This window comes from Pantoea wallisii (assembly GCF_002095485.1).
GTDB lineage: Bacteria > Pseudomonadota > Gammaproteobacteria > Enterobacterales > Enterobacteriaceae > Pantoea > Pantoea wallisii.
Genome location: NZ_MLFS01000023.1, coordinates 28,893 through 42,605, shown reverse-complemented (window position 1 = coordinate 42,605; position 13,713 = coordinate 28,893). Strand labels below are relative to the sequence as shown.

Genomic DNA, 13,713 nt, shown 5'->3' with positions numbered 1-13,713 from the left:
CGATTTCAGACACCCGCATCAAGACATAAACTCAATTAAAATCATAAAGTTAATGCTTTATCGATAAAGCGTTACATTCGCTATCCGGCGATAACCCGCTATGGCCTTGCTTCTCTGCAGGATACTATTTCATGCAAAAGCCCTCACCCTCTTTGAGGGCGCAAAAAATAATGCCTGGTTCATAATAACCACCCGATGACTGGATATTGTATTTCAGCATTTTCTTAGTAATCGATTTCATGCTTATTAACTTATTGAATTTGATTAATTTCAGAAAGGTTAGCTGACTAAAAATAAGTAATTTAACTAAAAAAAACGCAGGCTTATCCTGCTAATCTCACAGCATCTTATATAGTTAAGTTTCTCTGTGTCGAAATCCAACTACACACGGAGATAAGTAACTCCTTATTGCCCCCGTTCGGGGGCTTTTTTTAAGCACGCAATTTCCAGCGGAGCCAGTCATCAAGTTTTTCATCGTCCATGGGTTTAGCATAAAAATAACCCTGCGCCTGGTCACAGCCATACTCTGTTAACGCCTCAACCGTTTCTGCATTCTCCACGCCCTCGGCCAGTACCGTATAGTCCAGCTCTTTCAGCATGCTGATAATGCTGCGGGCAATAATGCGTGACGCGACATCGGTTGAGAGTTCATTGATCAGTGAACGATCCAGTTTGATCACATCCAGTGGCATACGCCGCAGGTAACTGATGTTGCTGTAGCCGGTGCCAAAATCATCCAGTGAAATGCCGAAGCCGCGCTGTTTCAGCTGCTCCAGGCCGCGCATTGCCGCTGCGCTCTCCACGATGCGTTCCGTTTCCAGACACTCAATCCCCAGCAGTGCGGCAGAGAGGTTTTTCTGCAACACGCGCTTCTCCAGCCTCTCTGCAAAACCTTCACGGGCAAAATCACGCGGACTGACGTTTACCGTCACCGGCAGTTGTATTTCGCTGTTCCGCAATCGGGCCAGGCGCAGCAAGGTTCGATCAATTACCCATTCCGTCAGGGTATGCAGCAGTTCAGTCTGCTCCGCCAGCGGTATAAAGGCCGACGGGGATAACTCACCCAGCACCGGATGCCGCCAGCGGATGAGCGCTTCAAGCCCCACAGGCAACCCGGTTTTCAGGCATAATTTGGGCTGATACACCAGATACAGGCCGCCCTCTTCACGCAGCGCCGCAGAGAGTTCATGCATCAGCGTAAAATCCCGCGTGTGCATCACATCCTGCATGCCACTATAGGCGATAGAGGGCACCCCGCGCCCTACCGCTTCATGCAGCGCGCTCACCGCCCGGCGCAATATCTCCGGTGCGGAGAAGGCTCCCGCCACAAAATCAGCCTGACCTGTATGAATGTTAAGCCCGACGGATAAACCTTCGCCCAGTTCAGCGTTGATGCCCTCCATACGTCCGGCAATCCATGAAGCGCTTAACTTGCTGTCGTCGCGGGTCAGCAGCGCGAAGCGCCCGGTCGCCACGGTATAAAGCAGTTCGCCCGGAGAGAGCCGCAGACGCAGGGGTAACAGCGTGGAGACATCCCTGAGCAGGCCTTCAACCGGACCCATGCCCATTGAGCGCGCCAGTTCGTAGGCACGAGGCAGATCGATACACTCAATCAGTACCAGGCGGCGCGCCGTGGTATCACCGGCTACCGCAAGGTATTGCAGATCGCGGAACAGCCGCTGCCGGTTCGGCAGGCCTGTAACGGGATCGGTATAGCCCGCCGAGTGCCAGGCCTCCAGGAATGACATTACCAGCTCAGAGAGCAGCTTAAGCGTGGTCAGTTGCTCCGGGCTGAAAAAGTGGGCTTCGCTGTCAGTTACGCAAAGCGTACCCAGAACGACGCCTTCGCGATTTTTCAGCGGCACACCCGCGTAAAAGCGAATATAGGGTGCGCCGGTCACGAACTGATGGGTAACAAAACGCGCATCAACCCACGTGTCCGGCACCACCATTGCGGCTTCACCGTCCACTACATGGCGACAGAGGGAATCTTCACGCATGGAGTGCGTCAGGGAGAAATTGCGCGCCGCCCGAATATACTGAAATTCCTCGTCCAGCACCGAGATAAAGCAGCCGGGGATGCCCAGTGCCTGGCTGGTAAGCCGGACAAACTTCAGTAGCACATCGTCGCGGCTCTCATCAGGATCGCGCAACGCCTGCAGCGCACGTTCCCGGCGCTCGTGGTCGCCGGTAAGATTTATAAGCATAGGTCCTCCGCGCCGGACCGTGTCACAGAGCGTTTAACGTGAAAGAATTGAAAATATTCGGGGGCTCAACGCTGCTATTTCAGCAAGCGGTAAAAACAATTAATTAATTATTTTGAACGTGAAGCATAGGCCTGCCGGGCCTTATTGTCATATTGATTTAATTTGATTAATTCGACCTATCATTCCGGGAGAATTATTTCATCAACCAGTCGTTTCATTTTCAGTCAGACCCTGCCAAACTCAGCTCTGTAAAACAATAGCGCGCTATATGATAGCGAGCAACATTATTATTACCCATGTTACTATTTACTGAGCTACTCCAACACCAGGGAGCTTTACTTTTCACTTACGGATAAACGTTCTCAATCGTTTATCCGTACATGGTCGTCGCAATGAGATGCCGCAACGACACCGGGGGTTGATGCAGTCAGCATCTACCTCCCTGACACTGTCCGTGACAGGCTGAAGCCGCAACGGCAGCATAAAGAGAAAATAATATGAGCCATAAACACCTTTTGCATATCGTGCCAGTGCAGGCCGATGTGCGTGACTTACGCATCGCAACGGGCATGACACAGTCTCACGCAGCTGAGCGCTTCGATCTCAGTCTTCGCGTCTGGCAGATGAAAGAGTCTCTCACCAAACCCTCGCCGCTTAGCCAGGGAGAGTATGAGTTCCTGTTACTGCTGGCAGGGAAACATCCTTATATGCGCCTCACTCCGGGAGCTTAATCACTATCGGCAGTTACACCTTTATCATTACCCTTAAAGGCGCCGCGCTTTTGCCGGGCCATATCGTCCCGGCAACGATCATCCTGATAAACTCACGCAAGCACACACTTTCGTTAGCGCCCCTCTTACACCGTTCTGAAGAGCGCCACCATATCACGCAGGGAGGCCGCTCTCTGAGCCAGATCGCCGGCAGATGAGGCTGACTCCTCAACAAGCGTGGCATTCTGCTGCGTCACCTGATCCATCTGATTGACCGCAATGTTGATTTGCGTGATCCCGCTACTCTGCTCTTTAGAAGATGATGAGATATCGTGAATCAGCTGCGACGTTTGGCCGATGGCCTCGACGCTCTGCTTCACCTTATCACCGGCATTTTTCGCCTGAGTAATGCCCTCTTCTGCATGCTCAACGGATTGGGCAATCAGCTCTTTGATCTCTTTGGCTGCAGAAGCAGAGCGCTGGGCCAGGGAACGAACTTCAGACGCGACAACGGCAAATCCTTTGCCCGACTCGCCAGCCCGTGCCGCTTCAACGGCCGCATTTAGCGCCAGAATATTGGTCTGGAAGGCAATGCTGTCAATCACGCTGGTGATATCTTCAATTCTGGCGGAGCTGCCGCGAATTTTATCCATGGTCTCCAGTACAGCATCCATCGCTTTACCACTTAACATGGAGGCCGCGGTGGCAGCATCCGCCATGGTTGAAGCGTGCTGAGTGTTGTCTGCGTTTTGACTGATGATGGAGGCCATCTGCTCCATGCTTGCTGCAGTTTCTGCCAGAGAAGCGGCCTGCTCTTCGGTGCGGGCGGAGAGATTATCGTTTCCTTTCGCTATCTCCTGCGAAGAGGAGGCGATAGTCAGCGCATTCTCTTTGATGCCTGAGACGAGATGCGCAAGACGATCCTGCATCTGTTTAAGGGCTTTAAGTAAGTTTGCCGTCTCATTTGAGCCCTCCACCCTGATAACTGTGGCCAGGTTACCGGCTGCCACGCTCTCTGCCGCATTGACCGCCTCTTCAATCGGACGCGTCACCGAGCGGGAAATCAACGTGGCGACCCAAACGGCAGCCAGTACCAGCACCAGTAGTGCCGCCAGCAGACTGTACTGCGCATGCCGGCGGGCGGTGATCTGCGCAGAGAGCATCTCCGTTAACTTATCAGCACTCTGATTTCCCAGCGCTGAATAGGTATTAATCGCGTTGGTAAACACTTTCACATATTCAGTCGGGCTAACGGTGGTGCTTTTACTTACGAAGATACGTTCGGCCAGCGCTAACACATCCATCGCCTGCTGGTTAGCGCTCTCATCCGCGGTTAAAAAAATCGCTTTTAATGAGGGTTCAATCGAAAAGACCTTTTCCATATTGCTGCTGAATTGATCAAGTGCAACCTGACCATTCTCTATGCGAAACCCCATGCGGCTCACCGCAGCTTCTGATGCTTTGTCCCCTTCCGCGATCAGTGAAGTGCCGTGCGCCCGGATCTGCCCAGCGTTTCCGTTAATAGCGGCAGACGGTTGAATATGCTAACGATGAGCTGGTAAGTATTCAGGTCGTTATCCAGGGTCAATCCATAGAAGTCCAGCACATCCTGATTGGCCATAAGCAGGTTCTGGATCAGCGACGCATGCCGGTTCAGGCTCTCTTCAAGCGAGAGGCTTCGGTTGTTGATATCATCCTGCAGGGATTGCCACTCACGAGAGACTTTATCCAGACGCACCAGTGGCTGAGCCTGTGCATCGTTTTTACGCAACTCATCGCGAATCACGTTCTGTAGCACCGCAATCGAGTCAACCAGCGCCAGGCGTGGTGCGTTGTCCGGCTTATTCAGCGCAATCGCAATCGCGCTCTCAGCCCGATGTCGCTGTATCTGATTCAGCAAGGAGAGCATCTGTTTCTCTACGGGAATGCCGCTCAGTTCAACCTCTTTCGCGTCAATCATCTGGTTACCGCTTTTGATGAAGAGGGAAGTGGGAAAAATAAACAGCGCCAGGGCAAATAAGCCCAGTAAGATGAATTTTGCAGGTAAATTGATTTTGTTTAGTATCTTTTTCATTCGTCATTTCCGGTGTGTATTAATTATAATCTTGCAGATGAATATTAGAATTATTAACGGGTGCGTGATTTCAGCAGATAAAATCCCGCCCCGGGCCCGCGCAATGCGCGGATGACTCAGGCAATTCCTGTAACGAAATAAGGGCAATGCATATTAGCTGAACTGGATTATAGGTTGCCTTTTGTGATTTTGAAGGAGATAAACTGACGATATTTTCTTGCCATAGCAATTAAGTCAAATAATAATTTATTCATATAAATCAAACATATGCGTTAATAAAAAAACTAATAAAAGTTAAGCCATCAGATTTCAGTGGATATAATTTATCAAAATAATAATTTCCTAAAGTTTTGATTCCCTGCGCCGATAAAGGCCGCTATTTTATTTTCTGCTGTTATTTTATTCTGATAATAACCCCAACGAGTTATTAGTCATCACCTGTCTGGTGGCTATTTTACGTGCAGGGTTAATACATCACGATCCTGCAAGATGATAAAGCCGGAAGGGTACGCCCTTTATTTATGCAGTCACTGACATCTGAAGAGCGCGTGGTCTTAACGCGTCCGGTAAACAGAACTGAACACTTGACGCATTCCCGCTTGCAAAAAACGCGATTCGTCGTAAGCTATATACAAAACACATACGTTTTATATACAGGCAACGTTATGGGCATTGTAAAAATATCTGACCTGATGCATGAGAATCTGCGCGTGGCGAGCACGGCCCTGAGCCGCTCCATCAATGCGCAGGCCGAACACTGGATGAAAATCGGTATGCTTGCCGAACTCTACCCGGATCTTAACCATCAGCAATTGACGCGCCTGCTCATGCGTGTTGAACGCGACGGCGGCGCAGAACTGGCGCAGCTGCTTGACCATCCATCTTTTATGCCGCAGGGAATCGCATAATGAGCATCAAACTTCATACCGCTGCAGAAATTGAACTGGCGCGCGCGGCAGGCCATGCCGCCGCTAAAGTGTTGGAGATCATCACGCCCTATGTGAAACCGGGCGTCACCACCGATGAGCTGGATCGCATCTGTCACGATTACATCGTAAATGAGCTGAAGGTGATCCCTGCCAATATCGGCTATCACGGCTACACGCGCACGGTGTGCACCTCAGTAAACCATGTGGTTTGCCACGGGATTCCCGGAGAGAAGAAGTTGAAGGATGGCGATATCGTCAATATTGATGTCGGCATTATCAAGGATGGCTGGTACGGCGACACCAGCCGCATGTACTACGTGGGTCAGCCCTCAGTGCGCGCCAGACGGCTGGTCGATATCACCTATGAGTCAATGCTGGCCGGAATCCGGGTGGTGAAGCCTGGCGCAACGCTGGGTGATATCGGGGCGGCCATTCAGCAGGTGGCAGAGGGCGCCGGATTTTCCGTTGTGCGGGAGTATTGCGGCCACGGCGTGGGCGAGGTTTACCATGGCGAACCGCAGATTCTGCACTATGGCACACCCGGCCAGGGACTGGCACTGCAGGCCGGCATGATCTTTACCATCGAACCGATGATCAACGCCGGTAAAGCCGGGACCAGCGTCCTGTCCGATGGCTGGACCGTGGTGACCAAAGATCGCTCTCTGTCAGCGCAGTGGGAGCACACGGTTGCGGTGACGGAAACGGGGTTTGATCTGTTAACGCCGTGGCCGGAAGGAACCGGCGAGTACGCGCCGGTATAAAGGATGCTGCGTGCTCTCCTTATCACGCTATAGCGTGGCGACCCGCCCTGGCCGCCGCGCAAAACGCCCTCTTCTTAGCCGGTCAGGGCTGCATCTGTCAGATGGACAATCTCTTCTTCCGCTGCTTCAGGCAGATGTCGCTTGAGCCACTCTGCCATATGCGTCTCATGCTGCAACGCCTCCTGTAGCACCGGCAAGCCCTCATCATCTCCCGCAAGTTGCGCAGCTGCCAGCAGCGTGCTGTACGTTGCGACTTTATACTGGCAAAACACGTAACTGCTTATTGCCACACGCACCCCTTCAGCATCATTCAGCATATCGTTGGCCGCCTGGCCAACAATGGACATACGCCCCAGCGCCTCTTTGAGAGCCGACCAGCTGGAGTCATAACGCTTCAAGATTTCCTTAATCTGTAACTGCTGTTCACGCGTAACCTCAAGGTATTGGGCCATGCGCGCGCCAAGAATGGGCCATCCCGCCAGACGCGGAACCGCCGCTTTGAAAGTGGTATCAGCGTGTTTCTCCATGGCATGCGCATCGCGCAACCAGTCCAGATAAACAGATTCCCTTGTCATTGTGTTCTCCGAAGTCAGGGAAAAGGCAGCTTAAACGCCGCGAGGCGATAAGCCCTGGTCCGGTAACGCGATACCGCTGCGCTTATATATGGATAAAATGATGATAAGCGAAGCGCTAATTAATCCAGCCCGGACAACTTAATTAAACGTAGCAAGCAAGCAGTCGTATGCAAGTCTGCTTTTAAAGAATTGCGACAACGGTTAATTGTCACAATTCTGGTGACAACTTTTTTCACCTTTAAAAGAGAGCTTCACTTTATCCATGCAAAATGATAACAATCCCTGCGCCCCTGACTTTCATCACCGGATGAGTCGAAATTGACTCTTCCTTAAACAACCAAACCGTGGAAATTAAAAGTTAAGATTATTCCCAGCTTGATTATGGTAAAAACGACACTACATTTATTTTTGCTCCATGCTGGTATGAACAGAGAGGAAACAAATGAAGGACTCAAAGAAGAAACCTGAAGAGGAAGAAAAAGTATCGCAACGACGTGGTGGTTCAGGCAACTTCGCTGCAGATAAGGAGCGTGCTGCCGAGGCGGGACGCAAAGGGGGCCAGGTAAGTGGTGGTAATTTCAAAAATGATCCACAGCGCGCCATTGAAGCGGGCAGAAAAGGAGGAAAGATCAGCCGCCGCAAATAGTACCACTCAGTCATCATACTGATTCTGCCTCAATTAATTTCTGCTTAATACTCTCCTGACTGCGTATTAACGCTTCGCTTAAATGCGAGACTTAACCGTGTCAGGAGAGTAATTTTAGCCTGAAAAACCTTTGATTGATCAAATCTTGATCAATCCAACCCTGGCTACCGCTTCGCTTATTTCAGTGTCTGACTGGCCTTATTCATCGCGCCAGGCAAGCTGAAGCTTTAATTTATTCACCATTAAAAGAGCAATTATATTTGTACAAAAAACCTCTCCTTGTACACTTTTAATATCCTATTTTTATTTATGCTCGCACTTATATACGCAACCTTACATTCTGTGTAGAGCGGTTAATTCAGCGATTTAAGGCATGCTGAATGCATCTTTTCTAACCATTTACTTGAAATAACAGTGTGATTAACTAAGGTTTGACTGCAAATACCCAAATCCGCGTTTAGGCTTAGCCAGCGTTAAGGAGATCCATGAGCCCTGATCTGAATGAGTGTATTGCTCTTTGTTACCGCTGTGCGGCTGCCTGCGATCACTGCGTAGCAGCCTGTCTGCGACAACCTGATGCTGATGCAATGAGCGACTGCATTAGCCTGAATCAACAGTGTGCGGCTCTGTGCCGTGTCACTGCGCAGCTGCTGGCTTCACAAAGTGAGCTTAGCGAGCAACTCTGTACCATCAACTCGATGGCATGTCAGCTGGCAGGATGGGCGAGCCAAAAGTACCAGCATGAACATTGCCAGCACAGTGCTGAGCTCTGCCTGCAGTGCGCTGAGATGTGCATGGAGATTGGGATGGAACAGTAACAAGCAGGATCTGCTTTAATGTGTCATGCGGGCTGCGCCCTCTCTGCCCGCATGGCATCACTTCTCAATCACTCATGCGCCCGTGTGAGCGATGTACAGATCCCAGGTTGCTGGGTGGCCAGATAAAACCACGCCTGATACTGCTCTGCCCTATGACCCTGCACCTGCTCACTCCAGCTCGCTACGATGCGCGGCACCTGATCCGCATGCAGCCAGGCGGCGCCCCGGACTTCATCCCCATGCTAACGACCTTTGAAAGATGTTTAATGGCTTTATTGCAGAGTAATGATGCAATCATTGATGCAATCAAGTTACGCAATGATTTTGTTTGTGCTATTACTGTGGCCACTTTCCTGATACGGGAGCTCGCCGTTGGTCACTTCACTTTTCATGCGCTGGGCGTCGCAGCTGCAGATACAGACGCAGCGCCCTGCCTATCTACGCATTGCGGACTTTATCGCTGAGGGCATAAGCACCGGCGAGTTGCCGTCACGCTATCGCCTGCCCCCCTTGCGCGAACTGGCAGAAACGCTGGGGCTAAACTACACCACCGTCACGCGCGGATATGCGGAAGCGCGTCGTCGGGGATTGATTGACTCCCGTCCCGGTTTGGGCAGCTTTATTCGCAGTAAAGCATCGGCTTCAGCAACGCTGCCGGCCACCAGCTATGAAATGACGATGAACGCTCCGGTTGAACCTGCCAGCGCCGTGATTGAAGAGGCGCTGCGCAATGGGGCCATAAACCTGTTTGCTCAGGCGGATATGCTGAGCATGCTGCGTTATCAGGATTTTGGCGGATCGGCCGAAGATAAAGCTGCCGCCATGACCTGGATGGGACGCAAGCTCAGGATCAAGAACGAGTCAGAGGTGCTGGTCTGTCCCGGCATTCACAGTGCGCTGGTCGGCATTATGACTCTGCTGAAACGCAAGAGTGGCATCGTCTGCGTAAGCAGTCTGGTTTATCCGGGCATCAAAGCGATTGCCAGCCATCTGGGTGTCAAACTCAGAGCCGTCATTCATGATGACATGGGGCCCGATCCGTTAGCCCTGGAGGGATTATGCAGAACCGGTGAGATCACCGCGCTCTACATCAACCCGACACTGCATAATCCCACAACGCTCACCATCCCCGAAACGCGCCGCCGGGAGCTGGCGGAAGTCTGCCGCCGCTACAACATCTCTGTAATTGAGGATGATGCCTATGCAGCATTAAGCGATCTGCCGATCCCTACCTTTGCGGAGTTAATCCCCGAACTGACCTGGTATATCACAGGTATGTCCAAGTGCTTCGGCCCGGGACTGCGTATCGCCTTTCTTAAAGGGCCGGACAGACAGGCGACTCAGCTTCTTTCGAGCGTGCTGCGGGCGCTGACCGTTATGTCCAGTCCATTAACCAATGCCCTTGCGCGCCAGTGGATAAACGACGGCACCGCTGAGCGCGTACTTAACGCCATTAAGCAAGAGGCGAAAGTGCGCCAGGAGATGGCCTCAACGTATTTAGCCGGCTATACGTATCGCGCCGACCCCGGCGGTTATCACCTCTGGCTCTCACTGCCAAAGCTGGTGAATTCGAACTCGTCGGATGTAGCAGCGAAATTGCGCGAAAGAGGGATAAGTGCCGTTTCTGCCGTCGCTTTCTGTACTGACAATAAGCCAGTGGAAGCGTTGCGCTTATGCCTGGGAGGGGCGCAAACCCGCCAGCAGTGCGAAGAGAGCCTGAAAATACTGGCCGAGATGCTTGAAGACCCGATTCATTTTTCAGGTATGGCGATTTAACTCATGCGGCGAGCAAAGCGATACATCACCGCACGCTTCACCCACCCTATTTGAACACTTAACCTCAACACGATTCGTTGAAAAGGCACTGTAAATGAATACCGAACTGAACACTGTCCTGCAAAAAGAGTTAGACACCATTAACAGAGAAGAGCATCGCAACGATCGCCCTTACTTCGATGTCTCTTTCATCAAACAGTACCCGGGCCTCTATGGCCTGATGTGTTTCCTGTTTGTGCTGACCATGGGACTTTTAATGTACTCCGACTCCTTCGGCACTATTGAGTACACTGTTTGCTGTGTGATTTTTGCAGTCTGTAATTTCTTCTTCTTCTTTCACGTGAATCCCTCTTATCAGGTGAAAGATATCGATAAAGGCGCGTGGAAAAACTGCTACACCGGTGACTGGTACATGGAGGTGCATGTCAGAGAAGGATTTATTCAGGCGCTGATGGAGGGTGATGTACTTACTCCGGCGGAGAAAGCGCGGCTGCAATCGCAGTATCAGAAGAAAGGTCACCTCTATTTTGCCGATATCTATCGCCTGAGAACCCGCTAATTTCGCACGGATAAAGGACTGACCGACGAAGCGTCAGTCCTTTAAAGGTGGCACCGGACCGGGTGAAAGCCGATATTACGGCAGCATGGCTGGCTCAAAGAACTGATAAGCCCCTTCACGCCGCGCTTTTGCCCGATACATTGCGATATCAGCGTTTTCAAAGAGCATTTTGGCTGAAGCGGTACCGAATCGCGCCAGGCTGATGCCAATCGCTGCGCCAATACGAACGTCTATGCCTTTAAACGCAAAGGGCTCTTGCAGGCTCTCCAGCAACCGTCGGGCAATCGCAGATGCCGCTTCCTGACTGGCGCACGTCGCAGCCACCACAAATTCATCGCCCCCCAGACGCGCGACCGAGTCACCCGGGCGCATACAGTGCTGTAAACGTTCACTGACCCGCTGCAGCAGGACATCACCTGCCGCGTGCCCCATCGAATCGTTCACGGCCTTAAAGCCATTCAGGTCGATAAACAGCACCGTTGTGTATGCCCGACCGTCCTCCTGCGCGAGCATCCCGCTCACTTTGTCGTAAATCCAGGCCCGGTTAGGTAATCCAGTCAGCGTATCGCGGGTGGCCAGCGCCTCAAGACTGCGCAGCTTCTCTTTGTCACGCGTTATATCACGGGAGACCAGCACCGCACCGATGTTATTACCGGTGGAGGGATCGCTCACGCCGCAGGCCTTGGTACCAAGGGTAATAGAGTGGCCGTCGCGGTGTCGCTTACGTACTTCAACCACATCCGGCAGCGTGCCGCCGTTGAAGATGTGCTGCAGCGCATCCGCAGCGGGTGCGCGATCGTCAGGATGCAGGAAATCCACCACCCGCTGACCAATAATCTCATCGGCTGACCAGCCAATCATCTCGCTATAAGAGGGCGAGATGGAGACATACCTGCCATCCGTGTCGCAATGGGCGATCAGATCCGTGCTGTTTTCAATCAGCAGACGATACTCAGCCGCCGTACGCAGCGCGTCCTCAAGGGCTTTGCGTTGCGCGGTGACATCAAGAATAAAGCCACTGTACTGCTGGCGCGAAGCGCCCGGCTGATCATCCGGCAGCCCGGAGACCACAACACGGCGCGTTGTGCCATCCAGGCAATGGATCGGCAGTTCAATATGAAAAGGGGTGACCTCTTCCAGTGCCGCCCGCAGCTGCAGCGCAATTTTCGCATCTTCGTCCGCCTGTGCGAACTTCAGCCATGCGCTGAGCGTCACGCCTTTCAGCGCGGGGATCAGTCCTGCCGGACTCTCCTGGCTGGCGATGCAAATGCCCTGCGCGTCCGTGGACCAAACGGCAGAGAGAGCAGGATTGATGACAGCGTTCATGGGTATGCTCCGTAATTTGCTGACAATACTGAACAACCTTTATGAGCGGCAGCGTTTAAGCGGTACCGCCGGTAAACATCAGCAGCAAAGCATGCAGGACAAGGTTTAAGGCCATAAGTATTATTCTGTGTTTATCGGCCGGGCGACGGACAACCTTTAGTGCCGCTCGTTACTGCCCGACAGCGGCATTCACGCTATAAAGTCAGCCTGGCGCACCCGTCACCAACACTGAGTTGGCTTACGCACTGGCACGCTTAATCAGGCGCCCCTGCAGAATGAGGCGTTCCGCTGCAGCGTCCGGCTGGTCAATCTTTTGCCGAACCAGCCTGAAGGCGTTACGCCCGATATCGCGCGAGGGCTGCGCCAGCGTCGTCAGCGGTGGAGTGACCATCTCCGCAAGTTCAGTGCCATCAAAACCGGCTACCGCAATATCTTCAGGCACACGTAATCCTGAGGCCTGAATAGCTGCCATGGCACCCGCGGCCAGCGTATCCGAAACGGCGAAAACCGCGTCCGGGATTGTCTCAGCAGCAAGCAGGGAGATCATTGCCTGTTTACCAGCGCTGAAACTTAGCTCGCTGGCATAACCGATCGCCTGCCATGTCAGATTATGCTCATCCAGCTGACGCAGATACCCCTGCTGCCGCAAACGTGCATATTTGTAGCTGAGATCGTGATTGATCAGCGCAATGCGCCTGCGACCTTTATCAGCCAAATACCCTACGATCTCTTGAGACGCCTCACTGTCGTTAATCCCCACGCAGGAGATCTCGCCGGCATCAGCGTATTCAGCGCACTGGACCCACGGCGTATTGACAATCAGGTGGCTTAGCTCCGGAAGTTTACTGAAGGCGTCCATGGTAATGATGCCATCCACCATTTTTCCGGACAGCAGCTGCAGGCTGGAGCGCGAACGCTCAATATCCGAGCCGGAGTTACACAGCAGAATACGGTAGCCGTTCTTCTCGGCCTCCTCCTCAATGCCTTTCACGACCTCGGCACAGAACGGATTCGAGATGTCAGAGACCATGACCAGAATCATTGAGGTGCGTGCCGTACGCAGCTGCCTTGCCAGCAGATTGGGTTGATAGTTGCTGGCTTTGATGGCCTGCAGCACTTTCTCGCGGTTTGCGTCTTTAACCGTATCGCTGTTATTTAATACGCGTGACACCGTCGCGACGGAAACACCTGCGAGACGGGCGATTTTTTGAATGGACATGGAAGGATCCAAACGGGAACATATTGCACGCAGGCTACCATAAATTCGCGTGAACAATAAGTTAGCCCGGGCTGTGCACCCGCGCGGGTCGTAGATCTGGCGCTGCTGCGGGT

General features: G+C 52.4%; 11 protein-coding genes and 1 pseudogene. 7 read left to right on the top strand and 5 right to left on the bottom strand.

Annotation, left to right across the window (positions count from 1 at the left end; genetic code table 11):
• Positions 1-431: 431 nt before the first annotated feature.
• Positions 432-2,207, bottom strand: a complete 1,776-nt coding sequence (locus tag HA48_RS10335; RefSeq protein WP_128601235.1) for an EAL domain-containing protein — start codon at positions 2,205-2,207, stop codon at positions 432-434.
• Positions 2,208-2,704: 497 nt separating this feature from the next.
• On the opposite strand from HA48_RS10335, the gene HA48_RS10330 reads away from it, so the two are divergent.
• Positions 2,705-2,938, top strand: a complete 234-nt coding sequence (locus HA48_RS10330) for a transcriptional regulator (protein WP_128601233.1) — start codon at positions 2,705-2,707, stop codon at positions 2,936-2,938.
• Positions 2,939-3,063: 125 nt separating this feature from the next.
• On the opposite strand, the pseudogene HA48_RS22045 reads toward HA48_RS10330, so the two are convergent.
• A pseudogene (locus tag HA48_RS22045) lies at positions 3,064-4,991 on the bottom strand (methyl-accepting chemotaxis protein).
• Between the two features lie 665 nt (positions 4,992-5,656).
• On the opposite strand from HA48_RS22045, the gene HA48_RS10320 reads away from it, so the two are divergent.
• A complete protein-coding gene (locus tag HA48_RS10320) occupies positions 5,657-5,899 on the top strand; it encodes a ParD-like family protein (protein WP_128601230.1) in 243 nt (80 codons plus the stop codon).
• Positions 5,899-6,681, top strand: a complete 783-nt coding sequence (map, locus tag HA48_RS10315; RefSeq protein WP_425270667.1) for a type I methionyl aminopeptidase — start codon at positions 5,899-5,901, stop codon at positions 6,679-6,681. Before HA48_RS10320 ends, map begins: the two co-directional genes overlap by 1 nt.
• 74 nt (positions 6,682-6,755) lie before the next feature.
• Here map and HA48_RS10310 read toward each other — a convergent pair whose 3' ends face one another.
• Entirely contained in the window at positions 6,756-7,256 is a 501-nt protein-coding gene (locus tag HA48_RS10310) for a YciE/YciF ferroxidase family protein (protein WP_128601225.1), read from the bottom strand.
• Positions 7,257-7,698: 442 nt separating this feature from the next.
• Here HA48_RS10310 and HA48_RS10305 point away from each other — a divergent pair, with 442 nt between their 5' ends.
• From HA48_RS10305 to HA48_RS10290, 4 genes are all read left to right on the top strand, one after another.
• Complete coding sequence (locus HA48_RS10305) at positions 7,699-7,902, top strand: con-10 family general stress protein (RefSeq protein ID WP_128601222.1); 204 nt, start codon at positions 7,699-7,701, stop codon at positions 7,900-7,902.
• 485 nt (positions 7,903-8,387) lie between these two features.
• Positions 8,388-8,720: a four-helix bundle copper-binding protein gene (locus HA48_RS23035; RefSeq protein ID WP_128601220.1), complete on the top strand. Its 333-nt coding sequence runs from the start codon at positions 8,388-8,390 to the stop codon at positions 8,718-8,720.
• 372 nt (positions 8,721-9,092) lie between these two features.
• Positions 9,093-10,496: an aminotransferase-like domain-containing protein gene (locus HA48_RS10295; protein ID WP_128601217.1), complete on the top strand. Its 1,404-nt coding sequence runs from the start codon at positions 9,093-9,095 to the stop codon at positions 10,494-10,496.
• Positions 10,497-10,590: 94 nt separating this feature from the next.
• Positions 10,591-11,055, top strand: coding sequence for a YlaC family protein (locus HA48_RS10290; RefSeq protein ID WP_128601215.1), 465 nt, complete (start codon positions 10,591-10,593; stop codon positions 11,053-11,055).
• 75 nt (positions 11,056-11,130) lie between these two features.
• On the opposite strand, the gene HA48_RS10285 is transcribed toward HA48_RS10290, so the two are convergent.
• Entirely contained in the window at positions 11,131-12,381 is a 1,251-nt protein-coding gene (locus HA48_RS10285) for a sensor domain-containing diguanylate cyclase (RefSeq protein ID WP_128601212.1), read from the bottom strand.
• A 238-nt stretch (positions 12,382-12,619) separates the two neighbouring features.
• Positions 12,620-13,600, bottom strand: coding sequence for a LacI family DNA-binding transcriptional regulator (locus HA48_RS10280; protein ID WP_128601203.1), 981 nt, complete (start codon positions 13,598-13,600; stop codon positions 12,620-12,622).
• Positions 13,601-13,713 lie beyond the last annotated feature (113 nt).

Coding starts and splice junctions, on each gene's coding strand:
- HA48_RS10335 (WP_128601235.1), bottom strand. CDS start 2,207: ATGCTTATAAATCTTACCGGCGACCACGAGCGCCGGGAACGTGCGCTG.
- HA48_RS10330 (WP_128601233.1), top strand. CDS start 2,705: ATGAGCCATAAACACCTTTTGCATATCGTGCCAGTGCAGGCCGATGTG.
- HA48_RS10320 (WP_128601230.1), top strand. CDS start 5,657: ATGGGCATTGTAAAAATATCTGACCTGATGCATGAGAATCTGCGCGTG.
- map (WP_425270667.1), top strand. CDS start 5,899: ATGAGCATCAAACTTCATACCGCTGCAGAAATTGAACTGGCGCGCGCG.
- HA48_RS10310 (WP_128601225.1), bottom strand. CDS start 7,256: ATGACAAGGGAATCTGTTTATCTGGACTGGTTGCGCGATGCGCATGCC.
- HA48_RS10305 (WP_128601222.1), top strand. CDS start 7,699: ATGAAGGACTCAAAGAAGAAACCTGAAGAGGAAGAAAAAGTATCGCAA.
- HA48_RS23035 (WP_128601220.1), top strand. CDS start 8,388: ATGAGCCCTGATCTGAATGAGTGTATTGCTCTTTGTTACCGCTGTGCG.
- HA48_RS10290 (WP_128601215.1), top strand. CDS start 10,591: ATGAATACCGAACTGAACACTGTCCTGCAAAAAGAGTTAGACACCATT.
- HA48_RS10285 (WP_128601212.1), bottom strand. CDS start 12,381: ATGAACGCTGTCATCAATCCTGCTCTCTCTGCCGTTTGGTCCACGGAC.
- HA48_RS10280 (WP_128601203.1), bottom strand. CDS start 13,600: ATGTCCATTCAAAAAATCGCCCGTCTCGCAGGTGTTTCCGTCGCGACG.